Source organism: Ruminococcus sp. B05, from assembly GCF_003628495.1.
Classification (GTDB): domain Bacteria; phylum Bacillota; class Clostridia; order Lachnospirales; family Lachnospiraceae; genus Schaedlerella; species Schaedlerella hominis.
In genome coordinates this window covers 1-20486 of record NZ_RBZR01000027.1, presented here as the reverse complement: position 1 = coordinate 20486, position 20486 = coordinate 1, and the positions used below count along the sequence as shown (strand labels likewise).

Genomic DNA, 20486 nt, shown 5'->3' with positions numbered 1-20486 from the left:
TATTAGGATAAGGAAAAATTAGAGAGGGATAAAGATGGCTAAAACAAAAAAAGAACTTGGCCTGGACTCAATGGGAGTTCAGAAATCAATGAGAACTACAGACTATCTTGGTGATGGTCTCGGACAGTTACCGCTGAATATTATGGCTGGTCTGGTTGGACAGCTGACTTACTTTTACACAGAGAAAGTTGGACTGGCAGCAGGAATGGTTGCTACAATGCTTCTGATTGCAAAGATTTTTGATGCATTTTCAGATCTTATCATGGGTAAGATTATGGATGAAGGAAAGTCACCAAAGGGAAAATGTCGTCCATGGTTTCTTAGAATGGCAATACCAGCGGCTGTAATGATCGTTCTTCTGTTTACAGTACCGAAGAATGCAGCCAGCGGTCTTCAGTCAGCATATGTATTGATCACTAATATTTTGATCACAGCAGTAGTTTATACAGCAGTTGCAATTCCTTACGGTGCATTAATGGCTATGCGTACAGAGAGTTCAGAGGAACGTGGTAAGATGGGTGTCTTCCGTGCAGCATTTGGATATATTGCCGGAATGGTAATCGCAATCCTTTTGATTCCAATCACAAATATGCTTGGTGGTACTCAGAGCGCATGGATCAAAGTATCAGTAATTTTCGCATTGATTTCACTTCTTTCATTACTTGTACTTTATAAAGTAACAAAAGAAAATGCACATATTGTTGAGAAGAGTGAAGATGAAGATGTAACTTTTGGAGAAGGAATTAAAATGCTCTTCAAGAATAAATACTGGGTCATCATGCTTGTACTCCAGTTTATGATGAATATTTCATATGGACTGAGTTCTTCAGGTGGTACATATTATGCAAAATATATTCTTGGAAACGATAATATCGTTGCGCTTCTTGGTGCAGTCGGACTGATTCCTACATTCCTTGGATTTATTTTGACAGGACCACTGGCATCTAAATTAGGTATGACAAAAACTTGTATGGTTTCCTGTGCAATGGGAGCAGCAGCCTGCCTGGTGAGAGTATTTACACCGTACAGTCTTATGACATGTATTGTAGGTGGAGCAGTAACAACATTTGCTAACATTCCTCTGATGTGTCTGTTCGGAGCAATGGTAAATAACTGTGTTGAGTACAATGATTACAAGTTCGGAAAACGTATCGTAGGTATGACAAACAGTGCAAACTCTTTTGGAAGTAAGATTGGATCCGGTATTGGAGCATCTTTGATTGGATGGCTTCTGGCAGCGGCTGGATACAATGCAGCACTTGAAGTGCAACCTGCATCAGTAGATACAGCAATCTTCGCATTTGGTATCTACATTCCACTTGCACTTTTCGTAATCATGTTTATCCTTCTTTTGAAGAATGACCTTGAGAAGAGATATCCTGAGATTGTAGCTGAACTGCAGAAGAGAAAAGAAGCAAAATAGTAATGATAGAATAAAATGAAGGGACGGAACTGCTAATGAGGTTCTGTCCTTTTGTGGATTTATTGAAAATGGAGGAAATAGAATGAGATTATATGATTTTAGAACCGAATACAGAGAAAATCCAATCGGACTTACAGAGAAGGCACCACGATTTTCCTGGAAAATAGAGTCTGATGAGAAAGATACAGTACAGACATCCTATGAGATTAAAGTGACAGATGAGAGTGGAAAACTTGTATGGGATAGTGGAAAAAAGGTGTCTGACCAGTCTGTCTTGATTTCATATGAAGGCGAAGTACTGGCAGATGAGACTTTTTATACAGTAGAAGTAACTGTAGCTGATAATCATGGAAATGTAGAGTCAGTGGAAGGTTCCTTTGAAACAGGAATTTTTGATCAGACAGAATTCAAAGCACAGATGATCACAAGTGATTTTCCGGAAGAAGAGACAGCATGCCCGGTATTTGGAAAAACATTTACAATTGATAAAAAGGTAAAGAAAGCCCGTCTGTATGCAACTGCACATGGTGTATATGAGGTGACATTGAATGGACAGACAGTAGGTGATTACCGTATGGCACCTGGCTGGACAAGCTATCACAACAGACTGCAGTATCAGATCTATGATGTGACAGAGCAGCTTACAGCAGAAAATGAAATTGCAATCACAGTTGGAAACGGCTGGTACAAAGGAATCTTAGGTTTCTATTGTCTGCCAAATCAGTACGGTACACAGGCAGGAGCATTTGCAGAGCTTCATGTTGAATATGAAGATGGGAGCAAAGATGTAATTGCTACAGATGAAACATGGTCTGTAAAAACAGGAGAGATCCGTTACAGTGAAATCTACATGGGTGAGACAATCGACACAGATGCACCGGAGATCACAGAAGGAAATGTTGTCGTTAAAGAATTTGACAAAGCAGTATTAACAGCACAGGAAAATGAGCCTGTTCGTATCACAGAGAAAATTGTGGGTAAAGAGTTGATTGTGACACCAAAGGGTGAAAAACTTGTTGATTTCGGACAGATCGTTACAGGCGTTGTAGAAGTGCATGTGAAAGGTGAAAAGGGACAGAAGATTGTGCTCCGTCACGCAGAGGTTCTGGACAAAGATGGAAACTTCTATCCAGAGACACTTCGCCAGGCAAAATCAATCGACACATTTATCTGCAACGGAGAAGAACAGATTTTCCGACCGCATTTTACATTCCACGGATTCCGTTATATCTGTGTGGAAGGAATGGAAGAATTTGCAGCAGATCAGTTTATTGCCTGTGTGACACATTCTGATATGGAAAAGACAGGCGATTTCCATTGTTCTAACAAAAAAGTAAATCAGCTGCAAAGTAATATTACATGGAGCCAGAGAGATAATTTCCTTGATATCCCGACAGATTGTCCGCAGAGAGACGAGCGTCTTGGATGGACCGGAGATGCGCAGGTATTCTCCTGGACAGCCGCATTTAACAGAAATACAGCACTGTTCTACACGAAATGGATGCGTGATGTGGCAGCAGAATCTTCTCTGGAAAAAGGTGTGCCACATGTTGTGCCGGATATTCTGGAATCTTACAGTTCCTCTGCATGGAGTGATGCAGCAGTTATTGTTCCTTGGGTTGTTTATCAGATGTATGGCGATAAAGGTATCCTGAAAGAAAACTGGAAATGTATGCATGAGTGGGTAGACTACATTAAGAACAACTGTGAAGAGAATGGTCTCTGGCAGAGTGGATTCCAGTACGGAGACTGGCTTGCACTTGATAAAGAAGAGGGTGCGGACAGAACCGGAGCAACAGACAAATATATGATTGCAAATGCGTATTATCTGTATGTGACAGAGCTTGTGAAGAATACAGCAGAGGTACTGGGAAAAGACGAAGAAGCGAAAAAGTATGCGGATCTTTATAAAACAACTCTGGATGCATTCCAGCGAGAATATTATACAGAGACAGGTCGTATTGTAAGTGAAACACAGACAGGTGCTATCATTTCCCTATACTTTAATCTTGCAAGAGAAAAAGACAGAAAACGTATCTTGAATACGCTTCTTACAAATATTGGAAACCACAAAAATCACCTGGCTACAGGATTCGTCGGAACACCTTATATCTGTCATACACTTTCTGAAAATGGAGCACATGAGATGGCGGCAACACTCTTTATGAAAGAAGATTATCCGTCATGGCTCTATGCAGTAAACATGGGAGCAACAACAATCTGGGAGCGTTGGAATTCAATTAAGCCAGATGGAACATTTGATGAGTCAGGAATGAATTCTTTGAATCATTATGCGTATGGTTCTGTAGGTGACTGGATGTACCGTAAAGTTGCTGGATTGTTTCAGTTAGAGCCGGGATATAAGAGATTCCAGGTAAAACCGATGTTTGTAAAAGGCATTGAAGAGTGTGGTACAGAATTTGAATCTGTTTACGGAAAAATCGTGGCTAATACATCTTGTAAGGATGGAAAAATTCATGTCCATGTAGAAGTTCCGGCCAATACAACAGCTGTGATTGTTCTTCCGGAAAAAGAGAAAGTACACGAAGTTGGTTCCGGTGTATATGATTATGAATATGACACAGAGACAAGTCTTGCAGTAGAGAGATTCAGTATGGACAGCACACTTGGTGAAATCGTTGCGGAACCACTTGCTGTAGAAATGTTTAATCAGATGGCACCGGGAATGCTGGAAGGACCTATGATTCAGTTCGCATATGGAATGACACTGGCTGAGCTTCTTGGAGCTGCACCGGAGGCAAGACCGATGTATGAAGCAGTTGTTAATGCGTTGAATCAGAAGGAAAAAGAAAAAGAGAATGATTAAGTATGAAGAGTAATGAAATTAATATAAGAGATCCATATATTTTGCCATATGATGGAAAATACTACCTTTACGGGACCAGAAGTGAAACTGCATTTGTAGGGCAGGCGTATGGCTTTGATGTATATGTAAGTGATGATCTGGAAAACTGGGAAGGACCTTTCGAGGTCTTTCACAGACCGGAAGGATTCTGGAGTGAGAAGAGCTATTGGGCTCCGGAAGTGTATTTTTACCAGGAAAAATTTTATATGTTTGCGACATTTGCAAATAAGAAAAAAGGGCTTGGGACAGCTGTACTTGTGGCAGAAAATCCAAAAGGACCATTTACACTCTGGTCAGATGGTTATGTGACACCAAAGAACTGGAGATGTCTGGATGGAACGTTATATATTGCAAAAAATGGAACCCCATACATGATTTTCTGTCATGAATGGAGAGAAATTCATGATGGGACAATGTGTGCAATCGAGTTGAGTAAAGATTTAAAAGAAAGCGTAGGCAAGCCATTTGTTTTATTTTCAGCATCCGAAGCAAAGCCTTTTATAAAGAGATATTTCTTCCGAAATTATATTACAGATGGACCATTTTTGATTCGAACAGAGGATGAAAAATTGCATATGCTCTGGTCAACGAATGCAAAGACAGGATATGTAGAAGCTATGGCATATTCAGATAATAATGAAATTAACGGAAAATGGAAAATTGACAGTCAGCCATTATATGATCATGATGGAGGGCATGGAATGATTTTTAAAAGCTTTTCAGATCAATATTATTTGGTTTTACATTATCCGAATAAATTCGGAAAAGAACATCCATCTTTCATGCCACTGAAGTATGAAAATGGGAAGTTTCAGTTGGATAAGAATGCAATCTGACAGTAGTAGGGGAGGCAGCTAGTTATGAATAAAGTGCAATTATGGAATGAATTGGAATACAATTATGCAGCAGCATGTGGATTTATTCCGAATATGAGATTATATTTTCATAAAGACGAAAAAATACGACCATGTATGCTGATTGTTCCAGGTGGTGGATATACTGTGGTTTCTCCATCAGAGGGCGAGATTGTAGCAAAGAAATTTTATGAGATGGGATATCAGACAGCAGTTGTAACGTATACAACCAATCTGTTGCAGATGATTCCATTAAAAATGCAGCCAATGCAGGATCTGATGCGTGCAATCCGTTATATTAGAAAACATGCCGAAGAATTACATGTAGAGAAAGATAAAATCATGCTTTGTGGATTTTCGGCAGGCGCACATGCATGTGGAAGTGTTGCTGTACACTGGCAGGAATTTGAAGAATCTGAGACGGGTGAGTATGCATCTGTCTCAGCAAAACCAAATGCGGTAATTCTTTCTTATCCGGTAATTACTTCCGGTGACTGTGCACATAGAGGTTCTTTTACAGCACTTTTAGGAGCGGATGCTTCTGAGGAAGAACTTGAATATATGTCGTTGGAAAAACAAGTGACAGAAGATATGCCTCCATGCTTCTTATGGCAGACTGTAACGGATGAGCTGGTTCCGGTTCAGAATTCCTTTTTATTTGCACAGGCTCTGCAGGAAAAGAAGATTCCGTATGCAATCCATGCATTTTCAAAAGGAAAGCACGGATTGTCGCTTGCTGATGAAGCATGGGCAAATGAAGAGTTTGGAGAACCGTATACTTTGGAGCAGACTTTCGCATTAGGTCAGGCTGTGAACGATGGGACATTTCCAGTGCCGGATGAAGTGAAACAGGCTTTGAATGAGATGGCGAAAATGTTCACCGGACAGACGAAGCGTGAGAAAGAACAGGTGAATGAAGAAGTAAAGGATTGGCCGGAGCTGGCAGATGAGTGGATAAGGACGACACTTTAAGAAACTAATCAGGGGCGGAGATTGTCATTTCTTTCCGAGAGTCAAAAACTTGATGAGACAGATCAGGAACTATTAAATCAACTAAAGAAAAAAGAAATGTCAAATGATTCATTGGTATATAGTATCAGAGAGCTTACAGAATTATTGGAGAAGCATTATGAGAAGAAAGTCATTGTGCTTATTGATGAATATGATGTTCCATTAGCAAAAGCAAATGAAAATGGTTACTACGATGAGATGGTATTACTTATCCGTAACTTGTTTGAGAATGGCCTGAAGACGAATAAGAGCCTGAAATTTGCAATTTTAACAGGATGTCTCAGGGTTGCAAAAGAAAGTATTTTTACAGGTCTTAACAATTTCAAAATATATTCGATTACAGATAAAAGTTTTGATGAAACATTTGGATTTACAGATAATGAAGTAAGAGAACTCCTCAAGTATTATGGGCAGGAAGAATATTATGAGACAGTAAAAGCATGGTACGATGGATATCGGTTTGGTGATGTAGAAGTTTATTGCCCTTGGGACGTAATCAATTTCTGTAGTGATCATCGGACAGATCCTAAGCTTGCACCGAAGAATTATTGGGCGAATACCAGTGGGAATAGTGTGATCAGCCATTTTATTGAAAGCGTAAATGAGCCACATAAGCTGACAAAAATGGAATTGGAACAATTGGTGAACGGCGGAATTGTGCAGAAAGAAATCAATCCAGAACTGACCTATAAGGAATTGTATTCTTCTATTGAGAATCTGTGGAGTACGCTCTTCATGACAGGATATCTGACACAGAGAGGTGAACCGAATGGGGACAGATACAATCTGGTGATTCCAAACCGTGAGATACGAAATATCATTACGAATCATATCTTAAAGATGTTTAAAGAAAGCATTAAAGAGGACGGGAAAACCGTTGGTGAGTTTTGTGAGGCATTATTAAAACAAAATCCGGAAAAAGTCGAAAGTATTTTCACAGACTATATGAGGAAAACAGTCAGTATCAGAGATACTTTTGTGAAAAAACCAACGAAAGAGAACTTTTATCACGGATTACTTCTTGGAATTCTCGGATTCAAAGAAAACTGGTCTGTCATGTCAAACAGGGAATCAGGAGATGGATTCAGTGATATTTTGATTCGTATCGAAGATGAGGATGTTGGAATTGTCATAGAGGTGAAATATGCATCTGACGGAAATATGGAAAAAGAATGTGAAAATGCACTTCAGCAGATCACAGATGTCAGATATACAGAATCTTTGGAACAGGAAGGCATTCACAAGATTATAAAGTATGGAATCGCATGTTATAAAAAGAAATGTAAGGTTATGATGAAAATAGAAGAATAGAGGTTTAAAATGAATGATCAATTTATACACGGAGTAATATTCGATTGGGATAGAATTGATAATGACAGCTATTTAAAGAAAATTGAGGCTTTTAAAGGCATTGAGAAACTTGATTTTAACAAAGCGATAACTTTTTTTGTGGGAGAAAATGGCAGCGGTAAATCGACTTTGTTAGAAGCACTTGCTGTGGCACATGGTTTTAATCCAGAGGGTGGAACAAAGAATTATATTTTTTCTACTCATGATACACATTCAGAATTATGTGATGCAATAAGAATTTCAAAAGGCTATCGTAAGGAAAAGTGGGGATATTTTCTTAGAGCCGAAAGTTTTTATAATGTTGCAACGCAGGAAGAAGAATATGCAGATTTAACACACCCTTCCGCTAAATATCATGAAAAGTCACATGGAGAAAGTTTTCTTGAATTAGCACAGAATAATTTGCATTCAAATGGCCTGTATCTTTTTGATGAACCAGAAGCTGCATTATCACCCCAAAGACAGCTTACATTGTTAATGCAAATATACCGATTTGCAAAAGAAGGAGCACAGTTTTTTATAGTTACCCATTCACCTATTCTATTAGGTATACCAGATGCAGACATCTATTGTTTTGATAATGGGCGGATTCATTTATGTGAATATGAAGAAACAGAGAGTTATCAGATAACGGAAATGTTCATAAATAATAGGCAGATGTTGCTTGATAGACTACTCACAGATTAGAAAACGTTGAGATCAATATAGAGTATGATGAGAATCAAAGGATAAAATATGGAATTGAACGAAAAGAATCTGCCATTGGCAAAATGGCTGATCGATAAGACGAATACAAAGGACTATCGCATAGGAAATCTCTCAGGAATGAAGCACCCAAAGGTGGATGGGGATCTTTTGAAAACTGTGGGTGGCAGAGATGAACTGGTCAGACAGGCAAAAGTTTTGGAACGAATTCCAGCATTAGGTGGAGAAGAATATCTGCATTTTGACTGGAGAGAAATGAATACGGATATCACGAAGATTGATTATCGCGTAGAAGTGATTCCAAGATTATGTGAATTGATCGGAATCATGGATCCTGGAGAACGCCAGTTACAGGCAATTTCAAGAATATGCAAACTGCAGGTGGATGTATCTGAAAGCTGTCTGTGCGCTTATTGCGATCATGTGTTAGAAAAGCTGAATAAAGGAAATACAAAAGAGTTATCCAAAGCGGAGGATGAAGATTTTCTTAAATGCCTGAAAGCATTAGCTGATCTGAAAGAACCGGAATGGAAGCGTGTGTTCAGCTCCAAAGTATTTGAAAAGAAAAATGATATCACACCATCTAAAGTTTTCGAACGCATTTATCAAGGTGCAGTTATTGAAGCTTTGAAATACTCTCCGCAATATGAAGAGGGCATGTCAGATGATGAGATACTGGCAGTACATGGAATATTGAGTTATTCTCAGACATTAGAATGGAAAGGTGCTGTAGAGTATTGCCTGACAGATCGAAATGGCATAGCGAGCGAGGAGAAAATTGACACTTCTTTGAATTATTATGGTACAGTAATTAATGCACAGACATTAGAGCATGCTATTCCAACTTTACGAAATGGTGTTGAAAAAATCATAGTGATTGAGAACAAAGCGAATTATGAAAGTATGGAGTATGATTCAAAAGTTTTGTATCTCTTTTGTCATGGCTACTTTTCGCCAAAAGAAGTTCGCTTTTTGCAAATGTTAATGAAGACAGCACCGGAAGAAATCCGGTGTTATCATTGGGGAGATATGGATTATGGTGGAATACAGATCTTTTTATACAATGAGAATAATATTTTCCCAAATCTGATTCCATGGAAGATGGACGCTCCCTCTTATAAGGCAGCGTTGGAAAATGGAAAAGGAATTAAGCTAAGCAGCGAAAAGCAGAAAAAGTTAGAGGCATTAAATGCCGGTAAATTGGAAACGCTGAAACAGTGCATATTGGAAAATAAGATGGAGATCGAGCAGGAGATGTTAATATAAAAACGTCTCGATTTCATCTACAGTCATCATATTATACACACTCTTATGAAAAGCGGCAGCAACTTCGAGTTCCCCATAACTACTTTCTTCAAAATCATAACTATCTTGAAAAGCACAGGCGAGAAGAGTTTTAAACTCCTCGCCTTCTTTACTGTCCAGATAATCTTTAAGCATCATGCAGCACGCATGAATTTTCGAATAGTATTTTTGGTAATCCGGATGAAACTCAAGCAGCAAATGGCTGGTTGAGAATGCAAACAGAGTGGTAGGGCAGATCAGCGGACGATACAGTAACCGCCATTTTTTTATTTGCCTTTCATCAGTTGCAAAGAGTGTGAGAGATTTCTTCAATTCTTCCACAAAATCAGGATAGTATTCCGGTGTGAGTGCAATAATCTTCTGGTTGCGCAGGTATTCGTTCAATTGATTATCCGAAGTTCTCCACTTTCCAGCCAATCACGAAATTTGAAGATTATGGAAAGAAGGAGAAGAAATTCTCAGGATTCATTGCCTACAGAAATCAGATGGAGTTGTCGAAAGAGCAGAATAGAAGATATATTTTATTTATCACGGAAGCAGGAGAGGATGTGGAGCTCTTTGTAAATGGAGCAAGCCAGGGAATCCAGATTCTACCACCGTTTCTCTATGATATTACGGAGGCAGTACAGGATGGAGAGAATGACATCCGGATTGAAGTGGCTACAACTCTGGAACGGGAACGTGGAGCGAACAAAGGAAAACAGGCACCAATCGGAATTTATAGTACGGTGAAGGTATATAAGGTTAATATAGATGACAATCCTCTCCATTCCGATACTGCGTAGGTGTCAATCCAGTCATTTTTTTGAACACAGCAGAAAAATGACTCGGATTGGCAAAACACAGTTCATCACTGATTTCCTGCATGTCGATCGAAGGATTTTTAAGCATTAATTTTGCATAGGCAATCCGTTTCTCCGTGATATATTCGGAGATAGAAACACCGGTTTCCTTTTTAAAGCAGGTGGAGAGGTAGTATTTTGTATAGCCGAGTGTGCTGGCAAGTTCTTCCAGATCGCTCTTCTCTCTATAATGTGTGTCCAAATAAGTGATACATTCACAGATCATTGGATTTTTAATTGCAGAGAGTGTGGCTTCATGTACCTGATTCGTGATATCAAAATACATCGTCTCGATCAACTGTATGACTTCTGTAATGTTGCTTGCAGCTTCAATCGACTGGATATAGTAGTCACTGCAGGTGTAAGCTTTCTCGAATGAAATTCCCCCCTGAATGGCAGCACGTGTGAAGATCGTGACAAGACCGATTCCTTCATCTTTCTTCTGGCGCAGAGGATCTCCCGGACACATCGTACCGACCTGTGCGGAAGAAATCTGGTTTGAAAAATCAGAAAAAGGAATTCCATCCTGTACACTTTGGGAAAGGAGTGTTTCATAGTAGTAAGGGGAATGTTTGGAAGCGGTGAAATCCTCTTTCTTCTCCCTTCTCTGTGACATTGGATTTTCTTGTAATTTAATATCGTTCACTGTAATTGGTGTATCATTCAGTGTATAGTAGAGCTGACAGACGTAGTGACTTAGAAAAGCGGTTGGAAGAACCGGGATCTGGTCAATCAGGCTGAGCAGCTCTGTTTTTGATTTTACGGACATATTTTGGATGTCCATTTTTTCTTTTATATAACTGTCAGAAGTGTAGGAACTGAAGACTGGTCCAAGCAGATGAATGTTGACAAGTTGCTTCTGTTCCGTATAGGCAGGAATGGCCGCCCACAGAAAGAAAAAGTCATCGAATAAGAAGACCGGCGCCATGGAAGTCTGAAAGTGCTGTTTCATATATGCATTGCAGGAACTTAAAGAAAAAATATTCTTTAAAGGAGCGGAATCCGGATGGTTGCTGTAGGAAAAATCGTATTCCGGTGTCAGGTGCCAGGAATAGAGTGATGCAGTATTTAAAAATAAGTCTTCCATATAGTTCAGATATGCATAATTGCTCAAATGTAGTTCCTCCCAGTTCTTTCGCGCTATCAACTTTTAAACTTCTATTCACCATTATATATTAAAAAATAAGAATTTCTATCAAAAATTAATGAAAGATAAAAAAAGAACATGAAAATGTAATAGAAAACAAGAAATTATAACAGAAACAAGACTTGAAATTTGTTAGCATGGACTCATCAGAAAAAAGAGAATGGAGGAAAAGCAATGGAACGTGACTTGAAGAAGTTGGTAGTGTCCATGATACTGGAAGAAAAAGCCGGGATGTGTTCTGGGGCAGATTTCTGGAATACAAAGGCTGTGGAACGGATCGGAATCCCGAGCGTGATGATGTCTGATGGTCCTCATGGAATGCGCAAGCAAGAAGGGGAAGCAGATCATCTGGGGTTAAATGAGAGCATTGAAGCGGTTTGTTTTCCGGCAGCCTGTGCAACAGCGAGCAGCTTTGACGTGGATTTGATTCAGAGGATGGGAGAGATCCTCGGAGAAGAGTGTCAGGCGGAAGATTTGAGTATGTTGCTTGGACCAGCAGTGAATATAAAAAGAAGTCCATTATGCGGAAGAAACTTTGAATATTTTTCAGAAGACCCATATCTTGCAGGGAAGATGGCAGCTGCTTATATCAATGGTGTGCAGAGCTGGGATGTTGGAACAAGCATCAAGCATTTTGCTGTAAACAATCAGGAATATAAGAGAATGTGTGTGTCTTCGGAAGTGTCAGAACGCGCACTACATGAAATCTATCTTCCGGCGTTTGAGGAAGCAGTGAAAGAATCTCAACCGAAAACAGTAATGTGCAGTTATAATAAGATCAACGGAGTGTTTGCTTCCGAGAATGAAAATCTGCTGACAAAGATCCTGCGAGACGAATGGGGATTCGAAGGTTATGTTGTGACAGACTGGGGCGCAGTCAACGACAGAGTCAAAGGACTGAAAGCCGGAGTAGATTTGGAAATGCCATCAACCGGTGGTTATAATGATAAGAAGATTGTGGAAGCGGTCAAGAGTGGAGAACTGGACGAGAAAGTGCTCGACCGTGCGGTGGAGCGAATTCTGAAAGTGATCTTTTCTTATGTGGATCACAGACATCCGGAAGCAGTCTTTGACAGAGACAAAGATCATGAGAAATCCGTAGAGATTGAGACAGAATGTGCGGTTCTTCTGGAAAATAACGGTGTCCTTCCTCTGAAAGAGACTCAGAAGATTGTTTACATCGGTGAATTCGCAGAAAAGCCGCGTTATCAGGGCGGTGGATCGAGCCATATCAATTCAAGCAAAGTAGTGTCCGCATTAGAAGCAGCACAGGAAAAGAACAGGAATGTAACTTATGTGAAAGGCTTTTCCAGTGAGCGGGATGAGATCGAGGCACAGGAAGTAGAGAAGGCCGTTCAGGCTGCAAAAGAAGCAGACATTGCAGTTGTTTTCGCAGGTCTGCCAGATGCATTCGAGTCCGAGAGTTATGACCGGAAAGATATGAAGCTTCCGGCGTGTCAGAATCATCTGATCGAAGAGGTGGCTAAGGTACAGCCGAATCTTGTTGTGGTGCTTCACAACGGAAGTCCGGTTGAGACTTCATGGGCTGAGAAGACCGCTGCAATTCTGGAACTGTATCTTGGCGGACAGGGTGTCGGAGAAGCATGTGACCGATTACTTTACGGTCAGGCAAATCCAAGCGGAAGACTTGCTGAGACATTTCCACTTCGTCTGGAAGACAATCCGAGTTATCTCTCCTTTGGCGGAGATGGAAAAACAGTGGATTATACAGAAGGAATTTATGTCGGATACCGTTATTACGAGGCAAAGAAACAGCCGGTACGCTGGGCGTTCGGACATGGATTATCTTACACAGAATTTAAGTATGATAACCTGACAGTTTCATCAGAAGAATTGAATGACGAGAACGAAATCATAGTAGAAGTAGATGTTACAAATGTTGGAGCATGTGCAGGAAAAGAAGTGGTACAGTTATACGTAGCAGACAAGAATGGAACTGTAAACCGACCGGTAAAAGAACTGAAAGGATTTACAAAACTAGCTCTTCAGCCAGGCGAAACGAAGAGAGCACAGATGAAGATCAGTGCCAGAGATCTGTCCTTCTACAATGAAGAAATCAAAGACTGGTATGCACCGTCAGGAACTTACGAACTTCTGGTGGGACATGCAAGTGATGATATCCGGGTAAGATGTGAGATTCAGTTCACAACAAAGAAGCAGCTTCCATTCCATGTTACAGGTGCTACGACGATCGGAGAACTGCTTGCAGATTCAAGAACAGCCGCAGCGGCAATGGAATTACTTGCACCACTGCAGCAGACAGGAGAGAATGGAGAAGAGATTAGTGAGGCGGATCAGCAGATGATTCAGGCAATTTTGGAAGGATTGCCGCTAAAATCATTATCTATTGCAGGTGTAAGTGGAGAGATGACAGAAGAAATTATTCATAAATTGAATGAGTTGTGTTAAAAGGGAGAGGAGAACGAAAGATGGGCAAAGACAAAATCAAATTCAAAGAAAAACTGGCCTATGCAACCGTAAACTTTGGTAACATACCGATTATGACGATCATTAACGGATATCTGCTGATCTTCTATACGAATATCTGTGGATTAAGTCCGGCGGCATGCGCCACATTGTTCCTGATTGCAAGAATCCTGGATGGCTTAAATGATCCTCTGGTTGGATTCGTGATCGATCACTGTCCGAACACGAAATTTGGACATTTCCGTCCGACATTAATTGTAGGAACCATTCTTTGCAGTGCAAACTTCCTGCTGTTGTGGTTTGGACCGATGATGGCTCCATCCGGAAAACTGGCGATTGCTTATGTTTCCTACATTTTACTTGGAGTTTTGTTCCCAGTTATGGATATTTCCCTGAACAGTCTTCTTCCGGTTATGACAGAGGGTATGAACGAAAGAAACTCTCTTAGTTCGGTAAAAGGCCTTGCTTATGTGGTAGGTGCGCTGGTTGTTGGTGTTGCAGCACCATTGATCCTCGGAGATACATCAAATAAAGATGGATATATTAAACTGATCATCATTACAGTTGCAGTGATTTTCTTCTGTTCGATTATCGGAACACTTGGTGTAAAAGAGCGTATCAAACCACAGAAAGAAAAGAGTTATACGATTAAACAGTTATTCCAGATTTTAGCACAGAAACCGGTATATATTACATTCCTCGTTATATTGCTTTATACAATTGGAACCAATATTGTCAGTGCAGTTAACACATATTTTTATACTTATATATTAGGAGACTTAAGCTGGGCAGCAATTTTGTCATTAGTAATGTGTATTACAATCTTTCCGGCAACCATGGTTGTGACAAAATTCATTGCGAAATATGGAAAGAAAAAGATGTACGCAATCGGACTTGCAATTGCAGGTTTAACACCATTGATGCGTCTGATCGATGTGAGAAGTATTCCGATTCTGATTATTTCAGCTTTGATCACAGGAATTGGAAGTGGTTTTGCGGCTCCACTGAATTATGGAATTCAGGCAGACAACACAGACTATATTGAGATGAAAATGGGAATCCGTGCAGAGGGCGCAGTTGCTTCTCTCTCCAGCTTTATTTCAAAATGTGCAATGGGAATTGGAGGAGCAATTCCGGGATATATGCTTCAGATGGCAGGATTCAATGCAGCAGCTGAAGTACAGACACAGAGTGTAATCAATGTAATCATTTTCTGTCTGATTATCCTTCCGGCAATCATCAACGTGGTTGGAATTGGTATTTTTGCAAAAGCATATCCTCTGACAAGTGAAAAACTGGCGGAGCAGACAAGAATTCTGCAGGAAAGACATTCCGCAGACAAAGCAGAATAAAATAGATTCATGGATACCGGTCATTTGTATGGGAATGGCCGGTAATGTAGTATAAGGAGAACGTTATGGGTAAGATTTACGCGGCAAAGACAAATCACATTACAAATCCGGTTGGATTTTATATGGAGCAGATTGTATTTTCCTGGAAAGTAAAGGAATGTAAGGGGAAGAAGCAGAAAAATGCAAGAATTCTGATTAGTAAAGAGAAAGACTTTTCAGAAATCCTCTTTGATACAAAGGAAGCAGAGCTTGACAGCTGTGGAACAAAAGTGGATTTCCAGACAGCACCGTATACGAGATATTACTGGAAAGTTATTGTGACAACAGATCAGGAAGAAGTAGTAGAATCCGATGTTCAGTTTTTTGAGACGGCAAAGCAGGACGAACCATGGGTAGGAAAATGGATCACCTGTGGATGGAAAGAGGGAAGACATCCAATCTTTTCCAAACCGGTTTCAACAGAAAAAGAAGTTGAGCGGGCAAGACTCTATATCTGTGGTCTGGGACTGTACGAGGCATATTTTACCTCGAATAAGATCGGAAAACCAGAAAAAATCGGAAAGGAATATCTGGCTCCATACTGCAACAATTATGATCAGTGGATCCAGTATCAGACGTATGATGTTACAGAGCAGATGAAAGCTGGAGGAGAACTTTCTGTTCTTCTCGGAGATGGCTGGTACAAGGGAAGATTTGGTTTCAGTCAGCCGGAGAAGAAATGTTTCTTTGGAGATGCATGGAAGTTGATCGCAGAAGTTCATGTCGATTATATGGATGGATCCAAAGAGGTGATCGGTACAGATGAATCCTGGAAAGTAACGGAAAGTAAGATTTCTTTTTCAAATATCTATGATGGGGAGAAGAGAGATGATACTTTACCGGATGTTCCAAAATCAATGGCGATTCTTACAGAGGAGCCAAAGGGCAGACTGATGGAACGCTTATCTCTTCCTGTAATGGTTTATAAAGAAATGAAACCAATTGAGCTGATTCATACGCCGGCAGGAGAACAAGTATTTGATCTCGGACAGGAGATTACGGGAATTTTCAAGTTCCATGTAAAGGAACCAGCAGGAACTGAAATCCTGATTCAGACAGGCGAAGTGCTTCAGGATGGGAACTTCTATAATGGAAACCTGAGAACTGCAAAGTCAGAATATCATTATATTTCCGATGGAACAGAAAAAGAAATCGTTCCGCATTTTACTTATTATGGCTACAGATATGTGAAAGTGAGTGGTGTTACAAATCTGTCCTGTGATGATTTTACAGCGCTTGTTCTTTGCAGTGACTATGAGAAAACAGGACGCTTAGAGACAGGACATGAGCTTGTGAACCAGTTGATTTCCAATGTAGAGTGGGGAATGAGAGGAAACTTCCTGGATGTCCCGACGGACTGTCCACAGAGAGATGAACGAATGGGATGGACGGAAGATACACAGGTATTCTCTGCAACAGCAAGTTATCTTGCGGATACTTATGCGTTTTACAGAAAATTTTTATATGACATGTATCAGGAACAGTTGCTTGCAGATGGTATGGTACCGGAAGTTGTACCAACATTTGGTCCGAGTAAGACATCTTGTGCATGGGGAGATGCAGCATGTATCATTCCGTGGAATGTCTATTTGTTCAGTGGAGATAAGACCATACTGGAACAGCAGATTGACAGCATGAAAGCATGGGTGGATTATATCAGAAAGGTGGATGGCGAGCATCATGGATGGAGAAACTCTTTCCATTACGGTGACTGGCTGGCACTCGACCGTCCGGGAGCAAAAGAAGGAAATGTATATGGTGCGACAGACGAAGCTTATATTGCAGACGTCTATTATGCAGCCAGTGCGCAGATTGTTGCGAAAGCAGCAGAAGTATTAGGAAAATCTGAGTTGCAGAAGGAATATCAGGAGATTGCCGATCAGCAGTGGAAGGTAGTGAAGGACGAATACTTTACAGCAACTGGAAGATGCGCGATCAAGACACAGACAGGTCTTACTCTTGCATTAAAATATCACCTGTCAGAAAATGAAACAATGACAGCCAAGATGCTGAAAACACTGTTCCGACAGAATGGATATAAGCTGAATACCGGATTCGTGGGCACTCCACTTCTGTGTAATGTACTTACAGAGAATGGCATGTCAGATCTTGCTTACCGGCTGCTTCTGAATGAAGAATTTCCGGGATGGCTCTATGAGGTGAAACTGGGTGCGACAACTGTGTGGGAGAGATGGAACTCACTAGATGAGAGCGGACATGTCTCAAGTACAGGGATGAACAGCCTAAACCATTATTCTTACGGAGCAGTGCTGGAATGGGTTTACAGACATGTGGCAGGTATTGATGTAACAGAACAGAATCCGGGTGGAAGAAAGATGAAGATTTATCCAAAGATAAATGCGGAATTAGGTTATGTAGATGCTTCCTATGATTCTGCCTGTGGAACCTATCAGAGCAGTTGGAAGATACTGGATGGAAATAAAATACAACTTCGATTTTCTGTCCCTTTTGGATGTGAAGCGGAAATCAGTCTGCCGTATGCACCGGACAGTGTATATGAAGAGAAAGAGAATCCATTGTTTGCAAATGTGAAAGACGGAGTATGCCTGGTAGAAGCCGGAAACTATGAAGTGACCTATGAAGCGGCAGAACCGCTGAAGAAAACTTACAGCGTGGATTCCACGATGGAAGAGATCCTAAGTAATCCGAAGACGAGAAGTTTCCTTGGTTCTATGATGGATGTGGATACAATTCCGGATATCGTATATGACATGTCCTTGAGAGATGTGGCAAAGATGTTTGCAGGAGAGATGGAAGAAGAGCAGGAGAAGATGCTGAATGCGGCATTGGGACAGGTTTAATTATAGATAGAAATTAAAAATATCGAGGGCAGGAAAATCATTTTCTGCTCTCGATATTTTAGGTAGTTGATTTTATTTTATTTCTAATTCTACGGATTTCGCCTCAAATCCCTCACCGGATACGGTCAGAGTACACAGCCCCGCCTCATATCCGCTCTGAACAATCGCTGTTGCAACTCCACGATAGGAAGTGAAATCTCCCGTAGTATAATTCTCCTCCGTAATCGGATTGGCAGAACCGAATGCAGCCAGTTTACCGGCATCTTCAACGTCTGCGTGCAGTGGAACTATTATTCTCTGATCCTAAAAAAATATCGTGGAAAATCGTTTCAGCAATATCTGATCGAGGTGCGTATGAAGTATGCGAAACAGTTGCTGGAGCAGACGACACTTCCGGTGAAGCAGATCGCACAGCAGGTGGGATATGAGAACGTGAGTCATTTCTATCATTTGTTTGAGAAGTATTATGGGAAGACACCGAAAGAGGTTAGAGCCGCTGGGGATGGAAAATAACTAAGGCTTGCAATTTTGGGGCAGAATTTCAGTAAAGTATTTATGTTATATTAAAATATAGAATATATATAAAAAGATTGAAAAACAGAAAGAAAAATTGTATAATTTTACCTATAACAACAAAGGAGGATCTTTGAAATGGATCGTTTGAAAGGTAAAGTGGCTATTATTACAGGAGGTAACTCAGGAGTTGGAGAAGTAACAGCAAAAATGTTCGCTAAAGAAGGCGCAACTGTTGTTATCACAGCAAGAAGAGAGGCTGCATTGGAGAAAGTAGCAGAAGAGATTAAGGCAGCAGGCGGAGAAGTTTATGCTGTTTCAACAGATATCTCGAAGAAAGGGGATCCGGAGCGACTGATGGATCTCGTGATTGAAAAGTATGGCAAGGTAGATATTCTTGTGAATAATGCAGGAATCCTTGAGGAAGGGCTGAAACCAATCGATCGATTCTCAGATGAAGATCTTGATCGTATCGTAGAGACGAATGAAAAAGGAACTATGCGCTGCATGCGTGCAGCAGCACGGAAGATGCAGGCAGGAGCATCCATCGTAAATGTTGCTTCTATTGCCGGAGTAAAGGGATGTGGCGGAGCTGCTTATGTAGCATCAAAAGCAGCAATCGTAGGTGTGACAAAGCATACAGCACTTCGTTTCCAGGCAACAGGTATTCGTTGTAATGCAATCTGCCCGGGAAATATTATTACACCAATGACATCAGGAACAAATCCGGCAGCACTTGATCCGGATATGATTGGTGCGATGTCAACACATAGTAATCTTAGAACACCATCTTGTACAGCCGAAGACGTAGCAAATGTAATTTTGTTCTTTGCAAGTGATGAATCAAAGGCGATTACAGGACAGGCAATTGTAACAGATTTTGGAGCTATGCTGTAAGAATATAATATGGTTAACAAAAACAGGAGCAGAGATTGTTCCTGTTTTTGTTACTGTGCGCCTTGCGGTGCACATTTCTAATAGGTGACAAATTTTGCTCCAAGGGGTGTTCATTTTGGAAAATATACTTTATGCTTAGAGTAAACAAAAAAAGAGTGGTGAGATAAGATGAAAACAAGAGAGGAAGCAGTTACCTATGGTCTGACTTTTCAGGACAGCTATGAAGACAGACCCTTCAAAGACCAACGATGGCAAGTAATCCGTGTAAAGCCAAGTAAAAAGATATTTTTGTGGATTTATGAAAAAGACGAAAAGATTTGCTTGAATGTAAAGACTGATTTTAGATGGAGAGATTTCTGGCGTGCTGCGTATCCGTCAGTAATTCCAGGATATCATCAGAACAAAGAGCATTGGAATACAATTATTCTGGATGGATCTGTTCCGGACAAGGATATTAAGCAGATGATCGGCGAGAGCTATGACCTTGTGACAGACAGCCCTACGAAAAGGATTTATGAGGCTGTGAAAAAGATTCCGAAAGGGCATGTGGCAACTTACAGTCAGGTTGCGAAGATGGCAGGAAATGAAAAGATGTCTAGGGCTGTTGGGAATGCACTTCACAAGAATCCAGATCCGGAGCATATTCCATGTTTCCGTGTCGTGAATGCAAAAGGAGAGCTTGCCGGAGCATTTGCGTTTGGCGGAGCGAATGTGCAGGCAGAACTTTTGAGAGAAGATGGTGTGGAGGTTATAGATGGAAAGGTGGATCTGAAAAAGTATCAGATGTGACCAACCGGGATGGAGTTTAGTGGACCAGATAGGGAAGGAGTTTAGTGGCTTTTTTTCGAGCAAAAAAGCCACTAAAAAAAAAAAAAATAAGGTGCACAAAACGTTTGGGTAACACACAAAAAC

At 40.6% G+C, this 20486-nt stretch carries 16 protein-coding genes; 14 read left to right on the top strand and 2 right to left on the bottom strand.

Features of this window, described 5'->3' with window-relative positions:
* The first annotated feature begins 34 nt into the window (after positions 1-34).
* The 7 genes from D8Q48_RS14425 (at position 35) to D8Q48_RS14395 (ending at position 9475) form a co-directional block, all read left to right on the top strand.
* On the top strand, positions 35-1423 hold the full coding sequence (locus tag D8Q48_RS14425) for a glycoside-pentoside-hexuronide (GPH):cation symporter (protein WP_117991788.1): 1389 nt from the start codon (positions 35-37) through the stop codon (positions 1421-1423).
* Between the two features lie 82 nt (positions 1424-1505).
* A complete protein-coding gene (locus tag D8Q48_RS14420) occupies positions 1506-4250 on the top strand; it encodes an alpha-L-rhamnosidase (RefSeq protein WP_121056973.1) in 2745 nt (914 codons plus the stop codon).
* A 2-nt stretch (positions 4251-4252) separates the two neighbouring features.
* On the top strand, positions 4253-5125 hold the full coding sequence (locus D8Q48_RS14415) for a glycoside hydrolase family 43 protein (RefSeq protein ID WP_121056971.1): 873 nt from the start codon (positions 4253-4255) through the stop codon (positions 5123-5125).
* Positions 5126-5149: 24 nt separating this feature from the next.
* A complete protein-coding gene (locus tag D8Q48_RS14410) occupies positions 5150-6115 on the top strand; it encodes an alpha/beta hydrolase (RefSeq protein ID WP_121056969.1) in 966 nt (321 codons plus the stop codon).
* Between the two features lie 21 nt (positions 6116-6136).
* The gene (locus D8Q48_RS14405; protein WP_243116311.1) at positions 6137-7465 is read left to right on the top strand and encodes an AAA family ATPase; all 1329 of its coding nucleotides are present in this window, start codon (positions 6137-6139) and stop codon (positions 7463-7465) included.
* A 9-nt stretch (positions 7466-7474) separates the two neighbouring features.
* Positions 7475-8191: an AAA family ATPase gene (locus tag D8Q48_RS14400; RefSeq protein WP_121056967.1), complete on the top strand. Its 717-nt coding sequence runs from the start codon at positions 7475-7477 to the stop codon at positions 8189-8191.
* Positions 8192-8239: 48 nt separating this feature from the next.
* Positions 8240-9475 carry a Wadjet anti-phage system protein JetD domain-containing protein gene (locus D8Q48_RS14395; protein WP_121056965.1) on the top strand — a complete coding sequence of 412 codons (1236 nt, stop codon included), beginning with the start codon at positions 8240-8242 and terminating at the stop codon, positions 9473-9475.
* Here D8Q48_RS14395 and D8Q48_RS14390 read toward each other — a convergent pair.
* A complete protein-coding gene (locus tag D8Q48_RS14390) occupies positions 9467-9898 on the bottom strand; it encodes a hypothetical protein (protein WP_117991783.1) in 432 nt (143 codons plus the stop codon). The two genes, D8Q48_RS14395 and D8Q48_RS14390, sit on opposite strands and share 9 nt — an antisense overlap.
* A gap of 101 nt (positions 9899-9999) precedes the next feature.
* On the opposite strand from D8Q48_RS14390, the gene D8Q48_RS14385 reads away from it, so the two are divergent.
* The gene (locus D8Q48_RS14385) at positions 10000-10299 is read left to right on the top strand and encodes a hypothetical protein (protein WP_121056963.1); all 300 of its coding nucleotides are present in this window, start codon (positions 10000-10002) and stop codon (positions 10297-10299) included.
* Here D8Q48_RS14385 and D8Q48_RS14380 read toward each other — a convergent pair.
* The gene (locus tag D8Q48_RS14380; protein ID WP_121056962.1) at positions 10259-11470 is read right to left on the bottom strand and encodes a helix-turn-helix domain-containing protein; all 1212 of its coding nucleotides are present in this window, start codon (positions 11468-11470) and stop codon (positions 10259-10261) included. The two genes, D8Q48_RS14385 and D8Q48_RS14380, sit on opposite strands and share 41 nt — an antisense overlap.
* A gap of 207 nt (positions 11471-11677) precedes the next feature.
* On the opposite strand from D8Q48_RS14380, the gene D8Q48_RS14375 reads away from it, so the two are divergent.
* From D8Q48_RS14375 to D8Q48_RS14350, 6 genes are all read left to right on the top strand, one after another.
* Entirely contained in the window at positions 11678-13933 is a 2256-nt protein-coding gene (locus D8Q48_RS14375; protein ID WP_121056960.1) for a glycoside hydrolase family 3 C-terminal domain-containing protein, read from the top strand.
* Between the two features lie 20 nt (positions 13934-13953).
* Positions 13954-15303, top strand: coding sequence for a glycoside-pentoside-hexuronide (GPH):cation symporter (locus D8Q48_RS14370; RefSeq protein WP_121056958.1), 1350 nt, complete (start codon positions 13954-13956; stop codon positions 15301-15303).
* Between the two features lie 65 nt (positions 15304-15368).
* A complete protein-coding gene (locus tag D8Q48_RS14365; RefSeq protein ID WP_121056956.1) occupies positions 15369-18164 on the top strand; it encodes an alpha-L-rhamnosidase in 2796 nt (931 codons plus the stop codon).
* Between the two features lie 276 nt (positions 18165-18440).
* Complete coding sequence (locus D8Q48_RS17285) at positions 18441-18677, top strand: helix-turn-helix transcriptional regulator (protein WP_172697001.1); 237 nt, start codon at positions 18441-18443, stop codon at positions 18675-18677.
* Between the two features lie 138 nt (positions 18678-18815).
* On the top strand, positions 18816-19574 hold the full coding sequence (locus D8Q48_RS14355) for an SDR family NAD(P)-dependent oxidoreductase (protein WP_121056952.1): 759 nt from the start codon (positions 18816-18818) through the stop codon (positions 19572-19574).
* 168 nt (positions 19575-19742) lie between these two features.
* Complete coding sequence (locus tag D8Q48_RS14350; RefSeq protein WP_121056950.1) at positions 19743-20363, top strand: methylated-DNA--[protein]-cysteine S-methyltransferase; 621 nt, start codon at positions 19743-19745, stop codon at positions 20361-20363.
* Positions 20364-20486 lie beyond the last annotated feature (123 nt).

Excerpts from the sequence above, each read along its gene's own strand:
- D8Q48_RS14365 (WP_121056956.1), top strand. The coding sequence starts at position 15,369 with ATGGGTAAGATTTACGCGGCAAAGACAAATCACATTACAAATCCGGTT.
- D8Q48_RS14415 (WP_121056971.1), top strand. The coding sequence starts at position 4,253 with ATGAAGAGTAATGAAATTAATATAAGAGATCCATATATTTTGCCATAT.
- D8Q48_RS14350 (WP_121056950.1), top strand. The coding sequence starts at position 19,743 with ATGAAAACAAGAGAGGAAGCAGTTACCTATGGTCTGACTTTTCAGGAC.
- D8Q48_RS14355 (WP_121056952.1), top strand. The coding sequence starts at position 18,816 with ATGGATCGTTTGAAAGGTAAAGTGGCTATTATTACAGGAGGTAACTCA.
- D8Q48_RS14400 (WP_121056967.1), top strand. The coding sequence starts at position 7,475 with ATGAATGATCAATTTATACACGGAGTAATATTCGATTGGGATAGAATT.
- D8Q48_RS14395 (WP_121056965.1), top strand. The coding sequence starts at position 8,240 with ATGGAATTGAACGAAAAGAATCTGCCATTGGCAAAATGGCTGATCGAT.
- D8Q48_RS14375 (WP_121056960.1), top strand. The coding sequence starts at position 11,678 with ATGGAACGTGACTTGAAGAAGTTGGTAGTGTCCATGATACTGGAAGAA.
- D8Q48_RS14420 (WP_121056973.1), top strand. The coding sequence starts at position 1,506 with ATGAGATTATATGATTTTAGAACCGAATACAGAGAAAATCCAATCGGA.
- D8Q48_RS14385 (WP_121056963.1), top strand. The coding sequence starts at position 10,000 with ATGGAGTTGTCGAAAGAGCAGAATAGAAGATATATTTTATTTATCACG.
- D8Q48_RS14410 (WP_121056969.1), top strand. The coding sequence starts at position 5,150 with ATGAATAAAGTGCAATTATGGAATGAATTGGAATACAATTATGCAGCA.
- D8Q48_RS14425 (WP_117991788.1), top strand. The coding sequence starts at position 35 with ATGGCTAAAACAAAAAAAGAACTTGGCCTGGACTCAATGGGAGTTCAG.
- D8Q48_RS14370 (WP_121056958.1), top strand. The coding sequence starts at position 13,954 with ATGGGCAAAGACAAAATCAAATTCAAAGAAAAACTGGCCTATGCAACC.